This window comes from Nesterenkonia sandarakina, from assembly GCF_014138825.1.
Taxonomy (GTDB): Bacteria; Actinomycetota; Actinomycetes; order Actinomycetales; family Micrococcaceae; genus Nesterenkonia; species Nesterenkonia sandarakina.
Window position 1 is genome coordinate 698,184 of sequence record NZ_JACJIH010000001.1, and the last position, 21,157, is coordinate 719,340.

General features: G+C 66.9%; 17 protein-coding genes. 8 read left to right on the plus strand and 9 right to left on the minus strand.

Annotated elements, in window-relative coordinates; all coding sequences use genetic code 11:
- The first annotated feature begins 78 nt into the window (after window positions 1–78).
- The gene (locus HNR24_RS13775) at window positions 79–1,509 is read left to right on the plus strand and encodes an RNA polymerase sigma factor (RefSeq protein WP_375139289.1); all 1,431 of its coding nucleotides are present in this window, start codon (window positions 79–81) and stop codon (window positions 1,507–1,509) included.
- Window positions 1,510–1,640: 131 nt separating this feature from the next.
- On the opposite strand, the gene HNR24_RS03155 is transcribed toward HNR24_RS13775, so the two are convergent.
- Entirely contained in the window at window positions 1,641–1,862 is a 222-nt protein-coding gene (locus HNR24_RS03155; RefSeq protein ID WP_058889176.1) for a DUF7455 domain-containing protein, read from the minus strand.
- 232 nt (window positions 1,863–2,094) lie between these two features.
- On the opposite strand from HNR24_RS03155, the gene HNR24_RS03160 reads away from it, so the two are divergent.
- Both HNR24_RS03160 and HNR24_RS03165 read left to right on the plus strand, forming a co-directional pair.
- On the plus strand, window positions 2,095–4,176 hold the full coding sequence (locus HNR24_RS03160) for a DNA gyrase/topoisomerase IV subunit B (protein ID WP_182494989.1): 2,082 nt from the start codon (window positions 2,095–2,097) through the stop codon (window positions 4,174–4,176).
- Window positions 4,177–4,372: 196 nt separating this feature from the next.
- Window positions 4,373–5,356, plus strand: coding sequence for a heme o synthase (locus HNR24_RS03165; protein WP_058889178.1), 984 nt, complete (start codon window positions 4,373–4,375; stop codon window positions 5,354–5,356).
- On the opposite strand, the gene HNR24_RS03170 is transcribed toward HNR24_RS03165, so the two are convergent.
- On the minus strand, window positions 5,331–5,750 hold the full coding sequence (locus HNR24_RS03170) for a hypothetical protein (protein ID WP_182494990.1): 420 nt from the start codon (window positions 5,748–5,750) through the stop codon (window positions 5,331–5,333). The two genes, HNR24_RS03165 and HNR24_RS03170, sit on opposite strands and share 26 nt — an antisense overlap.
- A gap of 294 nt (window positions 5,751–6,044) precedes the next feature.
- On the opposite strand from HNR24_RS03170, the gene HNR24_RS03175 reads away from it, so the two are divergent.
- A complete protein-coding gene (locus HNR24_RS03175; RefSeq protein ID WP_058889180.1) occupies window positions 6,045–6,848 on the plus strand; it encodes a GAF and ANTAR domain-containing protein in 804 nt (267 codons plus the stop codon).
- 58 nt (window positions 6,849–6,906) lie between these two features.
- Here the strand turns inward: HNR24_RS03175 and HNR24_RS03180 are convergent, their stop codons facing one another.
- Window positions 6,907–7,641 (minus strand): IMPACT family protein, encoded by a 735-nt coding sequence (locus HNR24_RS03180; RefSeq protein ID WP_058889181.1) that lies wholly within the window; start codon window positions 7,639–7,641, stop codon window positions 6,907–6,909.
- 157 nt (window positions 7,642–7,798) lie between these two features.
- Window positions 7,799–8,989, minus strand: a complete 1,191-nt coding sequence (locus tag HNR24_RS03185; protein ID WP_058889182.1) for a sigma-54-dependent transcriptional regulator family protein — start codon at window positions 8,987–8,989, stop codon at window positions 7,799–7,801.
- A gap of 216 nt (window positions 8,990–9,205) precedes the next feature.
- Here HNR24_RS03185 and adh point away from each other — a divergent pair, with 216 nt between their 5' ends.
- Window positions 9,206–10,729: an aldehyde dehydrogenase gene (adh, locus tag HNR24_RS03190; RefSeq protein ID WP_058889183.1), complete on the plus strand. Its 1,524-nt coding sequence runs from the start codon at window positions 9,206–9,208 to the stop codon at window positions 10,727–10,729.
- Window positions 10,730–10,762: 33 nt separating this feature from the next.
- Window positions 10,763–11,152, plus strand: coding sequence for a DUF779 domain-containing protein (locus tag HNR24_RS03195; protein ID WP_182494991.1), 390 nt, complete (start codon window positions 10,763–10,765; stop codon window positions 11,150–11,152).
- Window positions 11,153–11,279: 127 nt separating this feature from the next.
- On the opposite strand, the gene gdhA is transcribed toward HNR24_RS03195, so the two are convergent.
- From gdhA to HNR24_RS03215, 4 genes are all read right to left on the minus strand, one after another.
- Window positions 11,280–12,638, minus strand: coding sequence for an NADP-specific glutamate dehydrogenase (gene gdhA, locus HNR24_RS03200; RefSeq protein WP_182494992.1), 1,359 nt, complete (start codon window positions 12,636–12,638; stop codon window positions 11,280–11,282).
- A gap of 155 nt (window positions 12,639–12,793) precedes the next feature.
- The gene (locus HNR24_RS03205; protein WP_182494993.1) at window positions 12,794–13,732 is read right to left on the minus strand and encodes a sugar ABC transporter permease; all 939 of its coding nucleotides are present in this window, start codon (window positions 13,730–13,732) and stop codon (window positions 12,794–12,796) included.
- A gap of 1 nt (window position 13,733) precedes the next feature.
- Complete coding sequence (locus tag HNR24_RS03210; RefSeq protein ID WP_182494994.1) at window positions 13,734–15,341, minus strand: ABC transporter permease subunit; 1,608 nt, start codon at window positions 15,339–15,341, stop codon at window positions 13,734–13,736.
- A 3-nt stretch (window positions 15,342–15,344) separates the two neighbouring features.
- Complete coding sequence (locus HNR24_RS03215; protein WP_179442396.1) at window positions 15,345–16,652, minus strand: sugar ABC transporter substrate-binding protein; 1,308 nt, start codon at window positions 16,650–16,652, stop codon at window positions 15,345–15,347.
- A gap of 254 nt (window positions 16,653–16,906) precedes the next feature.
- Between HNR24_RS03215 and HNR24_RS03220 the strand changes: the two genes are divergently transcribed.
- A complete protein-coding gene (locus HNR24_RS03220) occupies window positions 16,907–18,634 on the plus strand; it encodes a glycoside hydrolase family 13 protein (protein ID WP_182494995.1) in 1,728 nt (575 codons plus the stop codon).
- Window positions 18,610–19,656, plus strand: a complete 1,047-nt coding sequence (locus HNR24_RS03225) for a LacI family DNA-binding transcriptional regulator (RefSeq protein ID WP_310735375.1) — start codon at window positions 18,610–18,612, stop codon at window positions 19,654–19,656. Before HNR24_RS03220 ends, HNR24_RS03225 begins: the two co-directional genes overlap by 25 nt.
- A gap of 154 nt (window positions 19,657–19,810) precedes the next feature.
- On the opposite strand, the gene HNR24_RS03230 is transcribed toward HNR24_RS03225, so the two are convergent.
- The gene (locus HNR24_RS03230; protein WP_058889188.1) at window positions 19,811–21,025 is read right to left on the minus strand and encodes an MFS transporter; all 1,215 of its coding nucleotides are present in this window, start codon (window positions 21,023–21,025) and stop codon (window positions 19,811–19,813) included.
- Between the last annotated feature and the right edge of the window lie 132 nt (window positions 21,026–21,157).

Sequence of the window (21,157 nt, forward strand, 5' to 3'; positions counted from 1 at the left end):
TGACAGCTCCTCAGGCGAGTGCGATTTCCACAATGGCCTTGACAGGGTCATAGGTGTGTTGACCGGCAAGTTCATCGCATCTGCATCACATGTCTAAGTCGGAAGGTCACCGTGCCCACTACTGCGTCCAAGTCCACCGAAGAGAACGCGGCCGCTGCAGAGGCTGAGAAGAAGACGCCCGCCAAGAAGAGCACTGCAGCGCGCAGCACCGCCGCGAAGTCCACCGCCGCGAAGAAGAGCTCCACCTCCGCCAAGGCGCCTGCAAAGAAGGCTCCGGCTGCGAAGACCGCGGCGGCCAAGGCGGCTCCTGCGGCAGCCACCGCCAAGGCACCGGCGAAGAAGACCGGTGGCCGCAAGAAGGCCGCTGATCCCGTTGACGAGGTGCTCGCCGAGGTCGACGCCGAGGAGACCGCAGCACCCACCGCCGCCCTGGAGAAGGCCGTGGCGAAGGCCGTGGCCGACGGAGAAGACCCGGAGGCCATCACCGAGGAGTCGGTGAAGGCCAAGGACGGCGAAGAGGAAGAGTCCAAGGGCCGCGGCTTCGTGATCTCCAACGCCGATGAGGACGACGCCCCGGCGATCCAGGTGGTCTCGGCCGGTGCGACCGCCGACCCGGTGAAGGACTACCTGAAGCAGATCGGCAAGGTCGCGCTGCTCAACGCGGAGCAGGAGGTCGACCTCGCGCTGCGCATCGAGGCCGGACTCTTCGCCGAGCACAAGCTGGCCAAAGAGAAGATCACCGACCGGCGACTGCGCCGTGACCTCGAGCTCGTCGTCGCGGACGGCAAGCGCGCCAAGAACCACCTGCTTGAGGCCAACCTCCGTCTGGTCGTCTCCCTGGCCAAGCGGTACACCGGACGCGGCATGCTCTTCCTGGACCTGATCCAGGAGGGCAACCTCGGTCTGATCCGCGCCGTGGAGAAGTTCGACTACACCAAGGGCTTCAAGTTCTCCACCTACGCCACCTGGTGGATCCGTCAGGCGATCACCCGCGCCATGGCGGACCAGGCGCGCACCATCCGCATCCCGGTGCACATGGTGGAGGTCATCAACAAGCTTGCCCGCGTGCAGCGTCAGATGCTTCAGGACCTGGGCCGCGAGCCCACCCCGGAGGAGCTGGCGCAGGAACTGGACATGACCCCGGAGAAGGTCGTCGAGGTCCAGAAGTACGGCCGTGAACCGATCTCGCTGCACACCCCGCTGGGTGAAGACGGCGATTCTGAGTTCGGGGACCTCATCGAGGACTCCGAGGCCGTCGTGCCCTCGGATGCGGTGAGCTTCACGCTGCTTCAGGAACAGCTGCATTCGGTCCTGGACACCCTTGCCGAGCGCGAGGCCGGTGTGGTGGCTATGCGATTCGGTCTCACCGACGGTCAGCCCAAGACCCTCGACGAGATCGGGAAGGTCTATGGCGTCACGCGTGAGCGGATCCGCCAGATCGAGTCCAAGACCATGTCGAAGCTGCGCCACCCGAGTCGTTCCCAGGTGCTGCGCGACTACCTCGACTGAGCCTGCGATCGACCCACGCCCGGTGCCTCCATCCGTGAGACGGGGGCACCGGGCATAGCGAAAGGGTGCGGACCGGAGTCATCCGGTCCGCACCCTTTCTCTATGCGTTCAGCTGCTCTGTGTGCTCCGCCCTACTTGGCGGTCACGAGGCGATCTGACTCATCGATCCACTCGATGGTCTTCGGTCGCAGGGAGTCCTCGACCGCCCGAGCGTGATGATTGCAGAAGAGCAGAACGCCGGCGCCGGATGACAGCGCGGCCCGCACATAGGCCTGTGCTCCACAGCGGTCGCAACGGTCAAGGGCAGTCAGGGTAGTGGGCTGGTTGTCCAGGGTGCCAGTTGTGCCGGTCATGCTCTTCGCCTCCTCAAGGTCAATGCTCCAGAGCTCTTGAAGCCGGGTCGTCCCGACTCAGGATCTCTTGGTGTTCCATAGAACCATGAACCGAGCGGTTTCATTCGCAATCGCGGCACGAAACCGCTGTGCTTTCGCTGTGCGCGTACCGGCTTCGGCGCTTCTGCGGGGCTCCGGCGCCGCCCGACACTACGATGGCTGTGATCCCATCATCAGCACAGGAGGACACTGCGTGGCGAAACGCTCGGAGTACGACGCGAGGCATCTCTCGGTGCTCGAAGGTCTCGAAGCCGTCCGCAAGCGTCCCGGGATGTACATCGGCTCCACGGATTCGCGTGGGCTCATGCACTGTCTGTGGGAGATCATCGACAACTCGGTGGACGAGGCGCTGGCCGGCCACGCATCCACCATCAGCATCACCCTGCACCCGGATGACTCGGTCGAGGTCAGCGATGACGGCCGCGGGATCCCGGTGGACATCGAGCCTCGCACCGGCCTCTCCGGTCTGGAGGTGGTCTTCACCAAGCTCCACGCCGGCGGCAAGTTCGGAGGCGGCTCCTATAACGCCGTGGGCGGTCTCCACGGGGTGGGCGCCTCGGTGGTCAATGCGCTCTCGGCACGCCTGGACGCACAGGTGACCCGAGGCGGCAAGGTCCACCAGCTCTCCTTCCGACGCGGTGAGCCCGGCGTCTTCTCCGGATCCCGGCCAGACCCGGACGCAGAGTTCACCCCGGCCGTGGATGGTTCCCCGTTGGACGTGATCGCCAAGGCCAAGCGTGGTGTCACCGGCACGACGATCCGCTACTGGTCCGACCGGCAGATCTTCACCTCCGATGCGGTCTTCAACGATGTCGAGATCGCCAATCGGGCCCGGCAGACCGCTTTCCTGGTTCCGGGGCTGCGCATCACGGTGCGCGACGAGCGCGGTGCCGAGCCCCTGGAAGAGGTCTTCCAGTACGACGGCGGCATCAGCGAGTTCGCTGAACACCTCTCCGCGGACGCGTCCGTGACCGACATCTGGCGCATCCAGGGTCACGGGAAGTTCACCGAACGGATCCCCGTGCTCGCCGCCGACGGCCGCAGCCATATGGAGGACGTGGAGCGGGACTGTGAGGTGGACATCGCCCTGCGCTGGGGGATCGGCTACGAGACCACTGTGCGCAGCTTCGTCAACATCATCGCCACGCCCAAGGGCGGGACCCACCTGACCGGTTTCGAGCAGGCATTGCTCAAATCGCTGCGCAAGACGGTGGAGTCCAACGCCCGCAAGCTCAAGGCCGGCAGCGACAAGCTTGAGAAGGATGATGTGCTGGCCGGACTCACCGCGGTGGTCACAGTGCGCATCGCCGAACCCCAGTTCGAGGGGCAGACCAAAGAGATCCTCGGCACCCCGGCAGCACGGCAGATCGTCTCCAAGGTGGTCAGCAAGGAGCTCGAGACCCGACTGGGATCCACCAAGCGCGGAGACAAGCAGCAGGCCACCGCGGTCCTGGAGAAGGTCGTCGCCGAGATGAAGTCCCGCATCTCGGCGCGGATGCACAAAGAGACCCAGCGCCGGAAGAACGCCCTGGAGACCTCCTCGATGCCCGCCAAACTGGTGGAGTGCCGATCCAAGGGCGTGGCAGAGACCGAGCTGTTCATCGTGGAGGGGGACTCGGCGCTGGGCACCGCGAAGCTCGCCCGCTCCTCCGACTTCCAAGCGCTGCTGCCCATCCGCGGCAAGATCCTCAACGTCCAGAAGGCCTCGGTGGCGGACATGCTCTCGAACACCGAGTGCGCCGCGCTGCTCCAGGTGATCGGGGCCGGTTCGGGGCGATCCTTCGATCTGGAGGCCGCCCGCTACGGCAAGGTGGTGCTGATGACCGACGCCGACGTCGACGGCGCCCATATCCGGACCCTGCTGCTGACGCTGTTCTTCCGCTACATGCGCCCCATGATCGAGGCTGGTCGTGTCTTCGCCGCTGTGCCGCCGCTGCACCGGGTCGAGGTGATCCACCCGGGCCGGAAGGCCAACGAGGTCAAGTACACCTACTCGGAGGCCGAGCTGAATCAGCTGCTGGCCCGCCTCGAGCAGGACGGGTTGAACTATAAAGAGCCGATCCAGCGCTATAAGGGCCTCGGTGAGATGGACGCAGACCAGCTCTCGGAGACCACTATGGACCCGCAGCACCGCGCGCTGCGCCGGATCCGGGTGCAGGACGCGGAGGCCGCTGAACGCGTGTTCGACCTGCTGATGGGGTCCGTGGTCGCCCCGCGCAAGGACTTCATCATCGAAGGCTCGCAGGCGCTGGATCGCGACCGCATCGACGCCTGAGTGCAGGTGAGCCCCGCCAGGGCTGAGCGGCCCGGCGCGCTGCGAGAGCTGCGCTCGCCCGTTCAGACACCGCAGTGATTTCTACCTGGTGTAGAAATAAATCGTCGAAGAGGCCGGTTCACCCTCATGTGCCCTGGTCCGACCGGTACACTAGACGACGATGACGAGTGCACCTCGACCCCATGTGAGCTGAGACGTGACCCAACAGACTTCTGTCGCCCGAACCGGCGATTCCGCAGCCCGAGCAGCCTCTGCTGCCCAAGGCGCGGCGGACGAGCAGCCACAGTGGCGGCGCAAGGTGGCGGCCTACTGGTCGCTGACCAAACCGCGCGTCATCGAGCTGCTGCTGGTCACCACCCTGCCCACGATGTTCTTCGCGCAGCAGGGAGTGCCGGACTTCTGGCTGGCCCTGGCCACGCTGGTCGGCGGTGCCATGGCGGCTGGTTCCGCCGGTGCGTTCAACTGCTATATCGATCGCGATATGGACAAGCTGATGAACCGGACCAAGAAGCGGCCGTTGGTGACCGGAGAGCTCAGTCCGCGGGAGGCGCTGATCTTCGCCTCCGTCCTGGGCGCCGCCGCGATCGCGGTCCTCTGGTTCGGGACCAATCCGCTGGCGGCCGGTCTCGGGGCTGCCGCCATCTTCTTCTACGTCGTGGTCTACACGATGATTCTGAAGCGACGGACCGAGCAGAACATTATCTGGGGCGGTATCGCCGGATGCTTCCCGGTGGTCATCGCCTGGGCTGCAGTTCGCGAGACCCTCGAGTGGCCCGCTGTGGTGCTGTTCGTGATCATCTTCCTGTGGACCCCGCCGCACTACTGGCCGCTGTCGATGAAGTACCGGACGGACTACCAGACCGCGGATGTCCCGATGCTGGGCGCCGTGGCCACCGCGCAAACGGTCTCGGTTCAGGTGGTGCTCTACGCCTGGGCGACCGTGATGTGCTCGCTGCTGCTGATCCCGCTGGGCTGGGCCGGGATCACCTACACCGCGTTCGCGCTGGTCTCAGGAGCATGGTTCATCTATGAGGCTCATGTGCTGCATCGGCAGGCCGAGAACGGCACACTCACGGACAAGAAGGCCATGAAGGTCTTCCACCTCTCGATCCTCTACCTCACCCTGCTCTTCATCGGGCTCTGGGTGGACCCCTTCATCGGGTCCCCCCTGATGGGCTGATCCTCGCTGCGTGGATCATCTGGTGCTCTCGACGCCAGGCGCTGACGCTCTCGGGAAGCAAGATGCCCGCTGGCTCATCCCCATCCATCACCAGCTGCGGCCGGGTGAGGTCCACGACCGAGCTGACCAGCAGCTCCCGGATCGGGGTGCTGCGTTGCAGCAGGTGATCGGTGGTCCGCACCAGACCCGCGCAGCGTCTCCTCGACCAGCCCTGCGGATTCCGACGCTGGGACTCGATGAGATCCGCGTACGTGATGAGCCCGATCGCCCGGTAGGACAGGTTCAAGACCACCGCCGGGTCGGACTCATCGAGGACCTGCGCAGCGTCGGCCAGCGACCGGGTGCCCAGGATGGTGGCACCGATGGGTGCCATGATGTCTCCGATCTCGGTCATGGCCACACTCCTCTCGGGGCAGTGGCGAACCGTCTGTGACCCCGAGGCGACCGGTGCGTAGACTCTCGATATGGAAGCCGAAGGGCTGTGCGGGGCGCCGAGCGGTGGGCGGACCATGTGCTCTCCCGCGGTTCAGGAGGGGAGCCCACCGCTGAACTCGTTCCTCAGTGTAGCCACTGAGCTCTCTGCCGGGAACCCGTCAGGCATCCCTCTGACCAGACCGAATGCCGTCAAGTTTTCAAGTAAACTGGGCGGGCCGTCGCGGCGCCACCCACGTTCGGAGCGGAGGTCACCATGAGTACAGAGTCCAAGCTTGGCGAGCAGTTCCTGGACACCCGCAATGTCGACGACGCCGTTCTCGACGCCATCGACATCAAGGCCCCGGACCGGGACGTCCCCGCGGATCTGCAGGTGCTGCTGCAGCAGGACACCGACCTCTCCGGCTTCCTGCATGGGCTGGCGCAGGTCTCCGCCGAACGGTTCAGCGGCACCCAGCCGGTGCTGTGCAGCATCATCCTGGACCGGGCGAAGCGCAATGTCGTGGTCGCCGCCAGCAGCCCGGAGGCCGCCCGCCTGGACGAGGTGCAGGCCGGTTTCGACGAAGGACCGTGCCTGGAGGCTCAGCGGACCAATACGGTGATCAGTGTGGCGGACGTGCGCACGGAGCGCCGCTGGCCCGGTTATATGGCCGCTGTCCGCGAATTCGGGATGCGCAGCGTATTAGCTGTCCCGCTGACCCTGCAGTCTGGGGCCGCGGCGGCGATGAACCTCTACACCAGCACGCCGGAGGCTTTCGGGCCCGCGGAGATCGAGGCCGCGCAACGCTACGCCGAGCTCGCGTCCAAGGTCGGCGTGATCGCGCTGCGGCTGGCGGCCTATTCGGAGAACGCGGCCCACCTGAAGGCCGCCATGGAATCCCGTACCGCGATCGACATCGCCATCGGAGTGGTGATGGCGCAGAACCGCTGCAGCCAGCAGGCGGCCTTCGACATCCTGCGACAGGCCTCGAGTCACCGCAACGTGAAGCTTCGGGTGCTCGCCGAGGAGCTGGTGGCCTCGGTGGGGCGCGGGTCTGCGTCCACCGTCTTCGACACCTGAACCGCCCGGCCAGGGCTGCGGGGGAGAGCCGGCGCCTGACTCACCAGCCGCTGCCGTGTCACCGAGGACGGTCCACCCAATGCTGAGTGCTCGGCTCCGGAGCCACCGCTCCGGCGCTGAGTGCCGCGATCCTGCGGTGCAGGTCAGCGACCTGGGTCTGTGCATCTGGGACCGAGAGCCGGATATGGGCGTGAGCGCCGTCGTCGGTGTAGTCGGTCGCGGTGACCAGCACGCCTGCGGCGCGCAGCTCGTGCTCCCAGCGTCCCGCCTCGGAGATCGGCGCCGAGACCTCGAAGCCTCGCATCGGAGCCCTGACCCGCAGCTGCCCCTGCTCCTGGGCGCCTCGCAGCGCGCCGGTCACCGCATCAGAGTAGGCGCTGACCAGTCCACCGGGCCCGAGCAGGGTTCCGCCGAACCAACGCAGCACCACGGCGGTCACATCGCTGAGATCCGCAGCGCCGCCGGGCATCTCTGACTTCATCAGGGCCGCCAGGATGGGCGCCCCGGCCGTGCCCGAGGGCTCGCCGTCGTCATGGGCGCGCTGGATCCTGCGTTCCGGGCCCAGCACCCAGGCGCTGCAATGGTGTCGCGCGTCTGGGTATGCCCTTCGCAGCTCCTCGACCCACGCCTGCGCGGCTGCCTCGCTCTCGGAGCGGATCAGATGGGCGCGGAACCTGGAGCGTCGGCGCTCCACCTCGTGGGTGATCTCAGCGGTCGGGCTCAGCACACTGTAGGGACGAGCATGCTCCGAGCCTGACGACCCAGCATCGGGGCCAGGAGTGAATGTGGACATGTCCCAGCAGTCTACGACCCTGGTGGCTGGGCACAGGGCACAGGGTTCTAGGGGCAGGGCTCTGGGCAGTGGGGCATGGCTCAGGGCACGGGACTATGGGTGCAGTGTCCTGGGTGCAGTGCGCGGGCGCATTGCCCTGGGTGCAGGGCGCGCGGTCCTAGCTCTCGGTCCTGGCCACCAGCACAGCACGGTGCGGGGAGTCCGGCGGCATGGTGCGCAGCGCGGTGCGGATCGCAGCCTGGTCGGTGAGCGCCTCGGGCAGCTGGAGGTACCGCCACAGGTCGTCGGTGGAGCCGTCGGCGAGCACCGCCTCGCGCAGCAGCGCAGAGAGTTCCCGGCGGATCTGGAGCACTCCCGGAGCTTCGCTGCCGGGCAGCAGCTCGCCCTGATAGAGATCCAGAGCAGCACGGCGATCACCGGAGAAGAGCGCAGCATGGGCCTGCGCGGCGTCCAGCAGCACCGGTGCGCTGAGTCGGTAGGGACGGGAGAGCAGGTCGATGCCCGGGGCGTGGTGCTTGGTGAGCAGGCGTCGCAGCCGGACCAGCTCCGCCCGGACCGCCACTTCATGACCGGACTCGCCGTAGAGCAGGTGTGAGAGCTCCTCGGCGCCCAGCCCGCGCTGCGAACCACGGGCAGCCTGCCAGCCCAGCAGCAGCAGGATCTCAGCATGCCGCAGACCCAGTGGCTGCCGGGTGTCAGAGCTGACCAGCTCGGCCGGGCTCGCCCCCAGTGTGGAGACGGTGATCTGCTCGATGCTGGCTGGGCGAAGCTTCAGCTCGGCCTCCGCGGCAGACACGGCCGCCAGCAGCAGCGGCAGCGAATGCACCGCGACGGCCTGCGCATCCCCGGTCAGGTCCACCACACCGAGCAGCCGCCCGGTGCCGGGATCGCGGACCGGCACCGCAGAGCAGGAGAACCGATGCGCGGTGTAGGAGAAGTGCTGCTCCCGGTGCACCTGCGCACCGCGGCCGGTGGCCAGCGCGAGACCCGGGGCGGAGGTCCCGATCGCAGACTCTGACCAGTTCGCGCCTGGCTGGAAGGCGGAGCGCTCGGCCTGGCGCAGGGTCTCTCGTGCCCCCTCGACCCAGAGCAGTCGGCCTGCAGCATCGCCGATCGCCACGATCAGCCCCGCCTCGGCTGCGGGTTCGATCAGGAGTCGACGCAGCACCGGAAGCACCAGCCGCAGCGGGTGGTGCTTCCGGTACTCGCGCAGCGCGGCGTCGTCGAGATCAATGGGTGGCAGCGCGCTGATCGGATCACGCACACCCCCGGCGGAACGCAGCCAGGAATCGCGCAATGCTTGGGGCAGCGCGTTCCAGGTCTTCGGCTCGGTGGGCAGGGCCTCCATGGCACTCCTTCGACGCTCCCAGCCACGCGTGGACGCGGCCGGGCAGTTCGGCGCAGCACAGATCACTGTGTGCTGCCTCACAGTCTAACCATGCAACGGTGCTGCAACCTCGATGGTCCTACGCTGGTGCTATGTGAGGCACATCACAGCGTCGGCGGTGAACCTTCAACACCCGGAGCGGATCGCCCGGCGCAGCGACATGGGAAGGAACCCGACATGACCATCTATGCACAGCCCGGAACCGACGGCGCACTGATGAGCTACAAGTCCCGCTACGAGAACTACATCGGCGGAGAGTGGGTCGCACCGGTGGATGGGGAGTATTTCGACAACCCCTCACCGGTCACCGGAAAGACCTTCACCGAGATTCCCCGCTCCAAGGCTGCGGACATCGAGCTCGCCCTCGACGCCGCCCACCGGGCCGCGCCCGCCTGGGGCAAGACCTCCGTGGCCGAGCGGGCCGTGGTGCTGAACAAGATCGCGGATCGGATCGAGGAGAACCTCGAGATGCTCGCGGTCGCCGAGACCTGGGAGAACGGCAAGCCGGTGCGCGAGACCCTTGCGGCTGACCTGCCGCTCGCGGTGGACCACTTCCGCTACTTCGCCGGCGCCATCCGCGCCCAGGAGGGCGGTATCAGCGAGATCGACGGCGACACGGTGGCCTACCACTTCAACGAGCCGCTGGGCGTGGTGGGACAGATCATTCCCTGGAACTTCCCGATTCTGATGGCGGTGTGGAAGCTGGCGCCCGCGCTCTCGGCCGGCAACGCCGTGGTGCTCAAGCCCGCGGAACAGACCCCGGCCTCGATCCTGGTGCTGATGGAGGTCATCGGAGACCTGCTTCCGGCCGGAGTGCTCAACGTGGTCAACGGCTTCGGTGCCGAGGCCGGCGCTCCGCTGGCCTCCAGCCCCCGGATCCGCAAGATCGCCTTCACCGGGGAGACCACCACCGGCCGGCTGATCATGCAGTACGCCTCGCAGAACCTGATCCCGATGACCCTGGAGCTCGGAGGCAAGAGTCCGAACCTCTTCTTCGAGGATGTGGCCCAGAAGGATGACGCCTTCTACGACAAGGCACTCGAGGGTTTCACGATGTTCGCGCTGAACCAGGGTGAGGTCTGCACCTGCCCCTCACGGGCGCTGATCCAGTCCAGCATCTACGAGGAGTTCCTCGAGAAGGCCGTGGCGCGGACCAAGCTGGTCAAGCAGGGCAACCCGCTGGACACCGACACCCAGGTCGGCGCACAGGCCAGCAACGATCAGCTGGAGAAGATCCTCAGCTACATCGACATCGGTCAGCAGGAGGGCGCCGAGGTGCTCACCGGCGGAAACCGGGCGGACCTCGGGGGAGACCTCGCTGAGGGCTACTACGTGGAGCCGACCATCTTCAAGGGGCAGAACTCGATGCGGATCTTCCAGGAGGAGATCTTCGGCCCGGTGGTCTCGGTCACCGAGTTCAAGGATTACGAGGAGGGCATCGCGATCGCCAACGACACCCTCTACGGGCTCGGCGCCGGAGTCTGGTCCCGTGAGGCGAACATCGCCTACCGGGCCGGTCGGGACATCCAAGCCGGACGCGTCTGGACCAACTGTTACCACCAGTACCCGGCGCACGCCGCCTTCGGAGGCTATAAGAACTCCGGGATCGGCCGCGAGAACCACCTGATGATGCTCTCGCACTACCAGCAGACCAAGAATATGCTGGTGAGCTACAGCGAGGACAAGCTCGGTTTCTTCTAGGCAGAGGTGCAGGGAGAGGAGCATGATGGAGTCATGAGTACCTCACGGATCGACGTCACCGACGCGGCCGCTGCGCTGCTGATCCAGCTGCGGGAGAGTCACGGGAAACCGCTGATGTTCCATCAGTCGGGAGGCTGCTGCGACGGTTCAGCTCCGATGTGCTTCACCCAGGGGACCTTCCTGACTGGCCCGGCAGATGTGCTGCTGGGCCAGCTGGAGCCCGGAACCCCGGAGCCGGTGCCGGTATGGATCTCGCAGGCACAGTTCCAGTACTGGTCCCATACACACATCACCATCGACGTGGCGCCCGGCCGAGGAGCGGGGTTCAGCATCGAAGGGCCCACAGGGCTGAGGTTCATCATCCGCTCCCGGCTCTTCACCGACGCGGAGTCCCAGGCCCTGGAACCGGTGACCACCGGCTGACCGGGCTGCACGCCTTGGCTCAGAGCGCCTCGGGCTCAGTCGGAGATCACCGGCTGAGCCCGAGGCTGTGAGCAGCCCAAGAGGCCCTGGGACCACGAAGCCCTGAGACCACGAAGCCCGGAGGGCCTCAGATCACCCCCTGGGCGATCATCGCATCGGCCACCTGGGTGAACCCGGCGATGTTGGCACCCGCGACGTAGTCTCTGGGAACCCCGTAGTCCTCGGCCGTACCCGCGCAGCGGGCGTGGATGTTCTCCATGATCTCCACAAGCCGGGCCTCGGTGTACTCGAAGCTCCAGGAGTCGCGGATCGAGTTCTGCTGCATCTCCAGGGCCGAGGTCGCCACGCCGCCGGCGTTGGCTGCCTTGCCGGGGCCGAACAGGGTGCCCGCGTCGCGGAGTCGATCGATCGCCGCAGGCGTGGTGGGCATGTTCGCGCCTTCGACCACCGCCGAGACCCCTGCCTTGAGCAGGAGCTTCGCGTCGTCGTCGTCGAGCTCGTTCTGCGTGGCGCAGGGCATGGCGACGTCGACCTGGTGCTTCTCGGCGACGCTCCAGACCGACCTGCCCTCGATGAACTCTGCGGAGTCGCGCTGCTGGGCGTACTTGCTGATCCTGGCGCGCTGGACCTGCTTGACCTCCCGCATCAGATCCAGATCGATGCCCTGGGAATCATGCACGGCACCGGAGGAGTCTGAGGCGCCGATGACCAGCCCGCCCAGGGCGTGGATCTTCTCTATGGCGTAGAAGGCGACATTCCCGGAGCCCGAGACCAGGACTCGCGCGCCGTCCAGTCCTCGGCCGTTCGCCTTCAGCATGTGCTCGGTGAAGAACACCGCCCCGTAGCCGGTGGCCTCGGTGCGCACCAGGGATCCGCCCCAGCTGGTTCCCTTTCCCGTGATGACCCCGGCCTCGTAGCGGTTCGCGATCCGCTTGTACTGACCGAAGAGGTAGCCGATCTCGCGGGCCCCCACGCCGATGTCCCCGGCCGGGACGTCCACGGAGGAGCCGATATGCCGGTAGGCCTCGGTCATGAAGGACTGGCAGAAGCGCATGATCTCACCGTCGCTGCGGCCCTTGGGGTCGAAGTCACTGCCGCCTTTGCCGCCGCCGATCGGCAGCCCGGTGAGCGCGTTCTTGAAGATCTGTTCGAAGCCGAGGAACTTCACTGTGCCCAGCATCACCGAGGGGTCAAAGCGCAGTCCACCCTTATACGGACCCAGTGCGGAGTTGAACTGGACTCGGAAGCCGCGGTTGATGCGCACCCGGCCGTGGTCGTCGGTCCACGGGACGCGGAAGATGATCTGGCGCTCCGGTTCGCAGATCCGTTCCAGGATGGATTCCTCGGCGTATTCCGGGAACTTGGTGAGCACCCGGTCCAGCGAGTCAAAGACCTCCTTCACCGCCTGGTGGAACTCCGCCTCCCCTGGGTTGCGGGCGAGGACCTGGTCATAGACGGCGGCGATGCGCTTGCTGCTGGGGCTCATGGTGGACTCCTGGACGGCGGCACGCCCGGTCAGGGCGGCGGATTCCACCCTAGTAGACCGCCGCGCAGCGTCCTGACCGGCCCGGCGGCGTCCTGACCGGGAACAGAGCACTCTGACCGCGGCAGGTCAGCTCCGTCACCGGGCTGGGGCGAGGCTCACTTCACGCTGCCGGCGACCAGCCCCGAGACGATGTAGCGCTGCAGAGCCAGGAACAGGGCCACCGGAATGATCGCGGCGAGCACCGCGCCAGCGGCGAAGATGGACCAGTTCTGCGAGGTCTCCTGGGAGATGAACTGGTAGAGGCCCACCGCCAGGGTCTGCTTCTCCGGATCCCGCAGCAGCACCGAGGCGATGACGAACTCGCTCAGCGTGGCCACCAGGGACAACAGCGCCACCACAGCCAGGATCGGGGAGACCAGCGGGAGGATGATCGTAAAGAAGATCCTCGCATGACCAGCACCGTCGATGCGGGCAGCCTCGTCGATGGAGGTAGGGATGGTGTTGAAGAAGCCGTACATCAGATAGGTGTTCACCCCCAGCGCGCCCCCGAGGTAGACCATGATCAGACCGATCTGGCTGTTGAGTCCGATGGCGGGGAAGATCTCGCCGATCGAGAGCATCAGCAGGAAGATGGCCACCATGGCCAGCAGCTGCGGAAACATCTGCACCAGCAGGATCGTGATCAGGCCGAAGCGGCGTCCGGTGAAGCGCATCCGGGAGAACGCATAGGCGGCCAGGGCCCCGAGCATCACGCTGCCTGCAGAGGCGCTGAACCCGATGAAGAGCGTGTTGACGTACCAGGCCGCGAAGGGCTGCTGCGGTCGGTTGAACAGGTCCACATAGCTGCTCAGGCTCAGATTCCCGAACAAGGTGTTCGCCGTGATCAGCGTCCCACCGGGGTTCAGCGAGGCAGAGAAGACATAGACCAGCGGGAAGGCCGCGAAGATCACGACGGCGACGCCGACCAGGTGCCGCCAGCCGGTCTGGGAGAACCAGCGTCGGAACGGGCGGCGGGCAGTGGAGCTCTTGGCTGCTCTGGGGGTGCTGGGTGCCCGGTTCGGGCGGCGGGTCTGGGGTTCCAAGGCGACGGCCATCTCAGTTCAGCTCCTCGAGAGCGCGGGTGCGCCGGAAGGCGATCACGGAGATCGTTCCGACGATGAAGAAGATCAAGATGGAAAAGGCGCTGGCCAGCCCGTAGTCACTCTGTGAGCCCACGAACGCGACCTTATAGACCATGGAGATCAAGATGTCTGTGGACCCCACGTTGATGCCAGCCTCGATGTCTCGGGGACCGCCACCGGTGAGCATGTACACCAGGTTGAAGTTGTTGAAGTTGAAGGCGAAGGAGGAGATCAGCAGCGGCGCGATGGAGACCAGCAGCAGCGGGAACTTGATCTGCCGGAAGGCCTGGAAGGGGCGGGCCCCATCCATCTGGGCGGCTTCGGTGAGCTCCTCGGGTATCGACTGCAGCGCACCGGTGCAGACCAGGAACATATACGGGAAGCCCAGCCACAGGTTCACGATCAGGATGCTCAGCTTGGCAAGCCAGGGGTCGGAGAGCCAGGGGATCGCGGCGCCGCCGAAGAGCACGTTATTGATGAATCCGAACTCCTGGTTCATCATCCCGGCCCAGACCAGCGCCGAGAGGAAGCCCGGGAATGCGTAGGGCAGGATCATCACCAGCCGGTAATACTTCCGGGACTTCATCCGAGGATCGTTGAACACGATCGCCAGGAACAGTCCCAGGATGAAGGTGCTGGCCACCGAGAGGAACGCGAAGGCGAAGGTCCAGGTCGTGACGTAGAGCAGCGGGCCCCGGATGGACTCCTCGGTGATCGCTCGCACGAAGTTCTCCAGCCCCACATTGACCCGCCACCCGGGCATGAGCTCCTCGCCGGCCTCGGTGACGAAGGCGCCTTCTCCGCCGTCGGTGTAGGTTTGCCCGGTCTGCGTGTTGGTCATGGTGTCCGAGGACTCGTCGTAGACGAACCGCGAGGTGTAGACATAGGCGCGCTGCCCGTCCTGGGTGCGCAGCGCCCCGGCATTGGGGTCATCCGAGAGCGGGACGGCCAGGGTGGTCAGCTCCTGCTGACGTTCCACCAGGTCCGCGAAGCTGAGCACCTGGTGATCTGGGACCTGCACCACTCGACCGTCCTCGACCACGGCGCCCTCCACGGCCTCCAGGGGCGCCTCGGCGGAGCCGAACAGGATCTCGCCGTCCTCGGTGGTCACCGCGAATCCGAGCTCACCGGAGCTTTCGACCACGGTGAGCGGGTAGGTCGGTGAATCGGGCACGCGGTCCTGGGTCTGGAGCATGATGGCGTGGATCGCGTGATCCTTGGTGCTGTTGTGGCCGGTCCCATAGTTGGTGAACGCCACGTAGCCGGAGTAGAGGATGACGAAGACCTGGAAGATCAGCAGGAAGACCACGCCCGGAGCGAGGTACTTCGCCGGCAGGGCGCCGCGCTGGAGATAGATCCAGGTGAGTATGGCGCCACTGACCACCACCAGGGTGCCGATGATCCACCGCTCGTTGAAGAAGAGCACCATCGCGGCGTAGACGGAGACGGCGTTGAGCAGCCCCAGCACGGTGATCTTCAGCAGCAGCAGCTTCCATCCGATGCTCGCGCTCTCGGCCGTGCGGCGGGCACGACGCCCATGCACGGTGCGCTCATCGGGCCTGGTGGTGGTCGGTGCGCTCATCGGTCAGTCGATCGCGGAGGAGATGTCTTCGGACATCTTCTGCCAGAGTTCCACCGGGTCGCCGTCGCCCTTGATGATTGCGGCCTGGCTGGAGCCCCAGTCGTCCCAGACCGCCCCCATCTCCGGGATGGCGGGCATCGGCACGGCCTCAGCGCCGACTTCGCCGAAGCCGGCGACGATCTCGTCCTCGCTCAGCGCCTGCTCGAACGACTCGGTCAGGGCGGGGGCCCGTCCGCCGGTCTCATACAGCGCCGTCTGGACCTCGGCGGTGCCGACGTAGTTGATCAGGAAGTTGCTGGCGGCCACGACGTTCTCACTCTGTGCCGAGAGGAAGAACCCCTGGACACCGGCGAATGGCTGCGCATCCTGGTCACCGGCGGCCGGAATCGGGTCCACGGCGACGTCGATGCCCGCCTCGCGCGCGCCGTCCACGTTCCAGGGACCGGTCAGGAAGAACGGCGAGTTTCCGTCGTTGAAGCTCTCCTGGGCCAGGTCCCCGTCGATGTTCAGGTTCAGCACCCCGGCCTCGCCCTGTTCTGCGAGCCAGCCGGCGAACTCCTCCCCGCCGGCGTCGGCCATGGCCAGCTGCGAGGAGTCATAGCTGCCGTCCTCCGCGGTGCCGAAGACCGGAGCTCCGAAGGAGGTCTGGAACGGGTAGAGGTGATACGGGTCGCTCTCGTTGGGGTCCAGGCCGACCAGGAACGGGTACTCGGTGCCGGCCTCTTCACCCATCTGGATCATCTCGTCGAAGTCGGCAGGGGCCTCGGGGGCGAGTTCGGTGTTGCGCAGCAGCGCGATGTTCTCGATGGAGTACGGCAGGCCGTAGGTCTGACCCTCATAGGTCCAGGCGTCCACGGCGATCTCTTCGAAGTCCCCGGCGGCGTCGCCGAGCTCCACGGGCGCCACGACACCGTTGTTCACCAGGACACCGAGCCAGTCGTGGGCGCCGACGGCGATGTCCGGGCCCTCTCCGGTGGGCACCTGGGAGACGAACTGGTCCCGGATCTCCTCGAAGTCCTGCTGCACGATCTCCACGGCGATGCCGGTGTCGGACTCGAAGTCCGAGGCCACCTCGTTGAGCACCTCGGCGCGGTTGGCGTCGGCCCAGATGGTCAGACTGCCGGAGGCGGCCGCATCACCGGACTCAGACTGCGAGGATTCCTCCTCGGTGGTTTCGGCGGCTTCGGTCTCGGCAGATTCGCCTGAACCCTGCTCGGCGGAGTCGCCTCCGGAGCCGCAGGCGGTCAGCGCAAATGCTCCCAGCCCCAGAAGCGCGGTCAGCCTTGTGATTCCTCTGGTGTTCACCGTCATCGGTGTCCCTCTCTGTGAAGAAGCGGAGTGGATCACTCCGCCATCCTGAGTGCAAGCGCTTCCAGTATGCGAGGGGAATGTGATCTGCGCAACTCCATGGCGTGGCGTGTCGTGATCCCTGACGCGACGGCGATGACCAGCATTTGTGCCTCATGATGAGGCTATTTTCTGCCCTTTCGGGATGCCGTCCAGGACTGCAAACGGTTGTCTCAGGTCGCTGGTGACATGGAAGCGCTTGCATATATGCTGGAGACATGACTGTTGACCAGGACCTGCGTCGCCCCGACGCCTCCACCGACGCCGTGCCAGATTCAGACGAGACGACCCGGAGGCCGGGGACGACGGCCGAATGGTGGCGCAGCGCAGTGATCTACCAGATCTACCCGCGCTCCTTCAGCGACTCCTCGGGGGACGGGATCGGAGACCTGCCGGGGATCACCGCCCGACTTGGGGCTCTGGACGCCCTCGGGGTGGACGCGATCTGGCTCAGTCCCTTCATGACCTCTCCGCAGAAGGACGCCGGCTACGACGTCACCGACTATTGCGACGTCGACCCGATCTTCGGCACTCTGAGCGACTTCGACGCGCTGCTGGCACGGGCGCACAGCCTCGGAATCCGGGTCATCGTCGATCTGGTCCCGAACCACTCCTCGGATCAGCATGAGTGGTTCCAGCAGGCGCTCACGGCGGCACCGGGCAGTCCGGAGCGGGCACGCTACATCTTCCGTGAAGGCAAGGGCCCCGAGGGTCAGGAGCCGCCGAATAATTGGCAGTCCATCTTCGGAGGCCCGGCGTGGACGCGGATCACGGAGGCCGACGGCACCCCGGGCCAGTGGTACCTGCACCTCTTCGACTCCAGTCAGCCGGACTTCGACTGGTCCCAGGAGGAGGTCAAGCAGGAGTTCCGTCGGATTCTGCGTTTCTGGCTGGATCGTGGGGTCGACGGCTTCCGCGTCGATGTGGCCCACGGGCTGGTCAAGGACCAGGACTTCCCGGACTACACCCCGGATGCTGACGCGGCCTCGATGGGAGGGGAGTCGACCCCGGCGCCGTACTTCGAGCAGTCAGCGGTCCACGAGGTGTACCGGGACTGGCGTCTGGTGTTGGAGGAGTATGCCGGAGACCGGGCGCTCTGTGGCGAGGCCTGGGTCTCCTCCGTGGAGAAGGCGGCACTCTGGGTGCGCCCCGATGAGATGCACCAGACGTTCAACTTCCAGTACCTCGAGGCCTCCTGGGATGCGCAGCAGCTGCGTGGAGTCATCAACGATTCACTGCGTGCCTTCAACGCCGTCGGGGCACCGAGCACCTGGGTGCTCTCGAACCATGACGTGGTGCGCCACGCCACCCGGCTCGCGCTGACCGGAGAGAACCCGCAGGGCACCGGGATCGGGCCGGACTATCCGGGCCTGCCGGACCGAGAGACCGGACTGGCGCGTGCCCGCGCCGCGACCGCCCTGATGCTGGCCCTCCCAGGCTCCGCCTATATCTACCAGGGGGAGGAGCTCGGTCTGGACGAGGTCCACGACCTCCCCGATGAGGCACGCCAGGACCCGACCTGGTTCCGCACGGCGGGAGAGCGCTATGGCCGCGACGGCTGCCGGGTCCCGCTGCCCTGGGCCGCCGACGCCGACGACTTCGGCTTCACCGCCGGCGGCACGCCCTGGCTCCCGCAGCCCGAGCGCTGGAGGGGCCTCGCCCGAGACGTCCAGCAGGCCGACCCAGACTCCACGCTGAGCCTCTACCGCAGGATGCTCAGCCTGCGGAGCGAACATGACCTGGGCCTCGGTGAGCTGAACTGGCTCGGTGGTCGCTCAGAGCAGGTGCTGATGTTCAGCAACCAGGATGTGGTGGTGCTGGCGAACACCGGAACCTCCTCGGTCCCGCTGCCCACCGGCCACGAGGTCCTGCTGGCAAGCTCGGCGCTGGAGGGCGACGAGGTGCCCGGGGACTGCACCGTGTGGCTGCGTCGGCACGCCGGCTGATGACCAGCCTGGATGACGTCGCTCAGGCAGCGGGGGTGTCCGCGGCGACGGTGTCCCGCGCCCTCAGCGGCCGGGGCAACGTCTCCGCGAGCACGCGCGCGAAGATCCAGAAGGTCGCCGCCGACCTCGACTACGTCGCCTCCTCCGCGGCCTCCAGCCTGGCCTCGGGGCGGATGCGCAACCTGGGCGTGATCATGCCCGAGCTGCACCGCTGGTTCTTCAACACCGTGCTCACCGGGATCTCGGATGAGGCGACCCGGGCGGGGTATGACGTGACGCTCTACAACGTGACCGGGGACGCAGAGGTGCGCCGAGAGATCTTCAGCGCCTTCCTGCGTCGGCGCCGAGTGGACGCCGTCGTCGTGGTGGCGCTGGAGCTCAGCGAATGGGAGGAACTGGAGCTGCAGCGGTTGGAGATTCCGGTGGTGATCATCGGGGGCACCTCCGGGATGCTTCCCGGGGTCGCGATCGATGACCTGGCGATCACCGAACTCGCCACGGCGCATCTGCTCGAGCTGGGCCATCAGGTGCTCGGCTTCATCGGCGGCGCTGAGGGTTTCGACGCCGATTACAAGGTCCCGAGTCAGCGTCGGGAGGGCTTCGATCGGGCGCTGCGACGCCGCGGACTGCCGACCCACCCCGAGCTCATCGCCGAGGCAGACTTCACGATCCCTGGGGGCTTCCATGCTGCCCGGCAGCTGCTGGGCCAGCCAGGAACCGGGATGACAGCGCTGGTGGCAGCCTCCGACGAGATGGCCATCGGCGCGGTCCTGGCCGCGCGGGAGCTGGGCATCGCGGTCCCCGAGGAGCTCTCCGTGGTGGGCATCGACGGGCACGAACTCGGCGCGCTCTTCGAGCTGACCACGGTGGATCAGCACGCGCAGCACCAGGGGGAGACGGCGGCGAAGCTGATTCTCGCCGCCGTGGAATCCGGAGCCGAACGGCCGGAGATGCTGGACCTCCCGTTCGACCTTCTGGTGCGCCGCAGCACCGCTCGAGCGGCCGCGACCCCGCACCGCTGACGGGTCAGCAGTCCAGACCGCCTGCCAGACCGCCTACTGGACTGCTGGCCCGCTCGCCGACCAGAACGCTGACCAATCCGCCTGACCGGCTGCGGACCCGTTCGGGGCGTGAGCCTGCCTGGGCACAATCACCGCCGCAAGGTCCGGGGGTGTCTTAGTCGATGCCGGCGGCTCGGCGGGTGCGCCGACTGGCGTGGACCGAGTACCGCGGCAGCCAGCGCAGCAGACCGGCGCTGGCCAGCGGTCCCATGGCCGCCGCCACCCAGACCCCGGCGGCCAAGGATCCCAGGGCAGCCCCGGCGGCGAGGGTCAGCGGACCGGCGGCGATCCCGAGGTCCTGCATCAGCCTCCAGGCACCGAGGAACTGCGGACGCGCATCCGCCGGGGCGATGTCCGAGGCGATGGTCATCATCACCCCGGAGCCGAGTCCGTTGCTGACACCGAGCAGCACCGCGACAGCGGCCAGCACCGGGACCGAATGAGCCAGCGGCACCAGGGCCATCGCCACTCCGAGGCAGGTCATCGAGGGCACTCCGATCCAGAGTCGCCCGAACCGGTCCATGATCTTCCCCGCCGGATAGAACAGCAGCATGTCGATGCCCCCGGCCAGGCCGAAGAGCAGCGAGATCGTCGTGGGGTCCAGGCCGATGTGCTCGCCCCAGAGCGGAAGCACCTGCTGGCGGGCCCCGCGAATCGCTCCCACCAGCATGGAGGCCACCCCCAGGGTGAGCAGCAGCTCCCGGTGCCTGGCGATCACCTGGGTGAACCCGGCGCGGGAGGCGCCCGGGGCCCTGGCAGGCCGGGTGTCGATCTCCGGGGCCAGCAGCACGGTGACACCGGCGGCGACGGCGGTCAGCAGCGCCAGCAGGAACACCGCACGCAGATCGCCCAGCAGCAGCACCCCCGCACCGAGGAATGGCCCGAGGAACTGCCCGATCCGATGCACCCCGCCAAGGGTGGAGAGCACCCGGGCGCGCTGGTGCACCGGGGTGACCTCGGTCAGGTAGGAATGCCGCGCCAGGTGGAAGACCGCGTTCGCAGCCCCTACCAGGCCGACGGCGGCGCCCAGGGTGAGCAGCGAAGGTGCCAGTCCCGCGGCGAGGAACCCGATCGCCGCGGCGCCGGCCGCCAGCAGCATCGCCCGACGGTCCCCGACCCGGGCGGCCAGTGCGCCCGCGGGCAGATCCGCGAGGATCTGACCCACCGGAAGCATCGCGGCGATGATCCCCGCCACGGCGAGGCTCGCTCCGCGCTCCACGGCGAAGGGAGCCAGCACCGGGATCATGGCACCGGCTCCGAGGCTGAAGATGAACGCCGGCAGCAGCGCCCCCAGCAGGATCTCTCGCCGGGGGGAGTGCGCCGTGGTCATCGCAGCAGTCTAGCGAGCCGACACCCTCGCCCAGCTCGCACACCCCGGCCCGGCTGTCGCATCCTTTTGCCACATCCCCTGGCTTTGGACAGATATAGCGAGGGGACATGGCATAGCGATGCGACGGATCAC

Coding starts and splice junctions, on each gene's coding strand:
- HNR24_RS03155 (WP_058889176.1), bottom strand. CDS start 1,862: ATGACCGGCACAACTGGCACCCTGGACAACCAGCCCACTACCCTGACT.
- HNR24_RS03170 (WP_182494990.1), bottom strand. CDS start 5,750: ATGACCGAGATCGGAGACATCATGGCACCCATCGGTGCCACCATCCTG.
- HNR24_RS03175 (WP_058889180.1), top strand. CDS start 6,045: ATGAGTACAGAGTCCAAGCTTGGCGAGCAGTTCCTGGACACCCGCAAT.
- HNR24_RS03180 (WP_058889181.1), bottom strand. CDS start 7,641: ATGTCCACATTCACTCCTGGCCCCGATGCTGGGTCGTCAGGCTCGGAG.
- HNR24_RS03185 (WP_058889182.1), bottom strand. CDS start 8,989: ATGGAGGCCCTGCCCACCGAGCCGAAGACCTGGAACGCGCTGCCCCAA.
- adh (WP_058889183.1), top strand. CDS start 9,206: ATGACCATCTATGCACAGCCCGGAACCGACGGCGCACTGATGAGCTAC.
- HNR24_RS03195 (WP_182494991.1), top strand. CDS start 10,763: ATGAGTACCTCACGGATCGACGTCACCGACGCGGCCGCTGCGCTGCTG.
- gdhA (WP_182494992.1), bottom strand. CDS start 12,638: ATGAGCCCCAGCAGCAAGCGCATCGCCGCCGTCTATGACCAGGTCCTC.
- HNR24_RS03205 (WP_182494993.1), bottom strand. CDS start 13,732: ATGGCCGTCGCCTTGGAACCCCAGACCCGCCGCCCGAACCGGGCACCC.
- HNR24_RS03210 (WP_182494994.1), bottom strand. CDS start 15,341: ATGAGCGCACCGACCACCACCAGGCCCGATGAGCGCACCGTGCATGGG.
- HNR24_RS03215 (WP_179442396.1), bottom strand. CDS start 16,652: ATGACGGTGAACACCAGAGGAATCACAAGGCTGACCGCGCTTCTGGGG.
- HNR24_RS03220 (WP_182494995.1), top strand. CDS start 16,907: ATGACTGTTGACCAGGACCTGCGTCGCCCCGACGCCTCCACCGACGCC.
- HNR24_RS03230 (WP_058889188.1), bottom strand. CDS start 21,025: ATGACCACGGCGCACTCCCCCCGGCGAGAGATCCTGCTGGGGGCGCTG.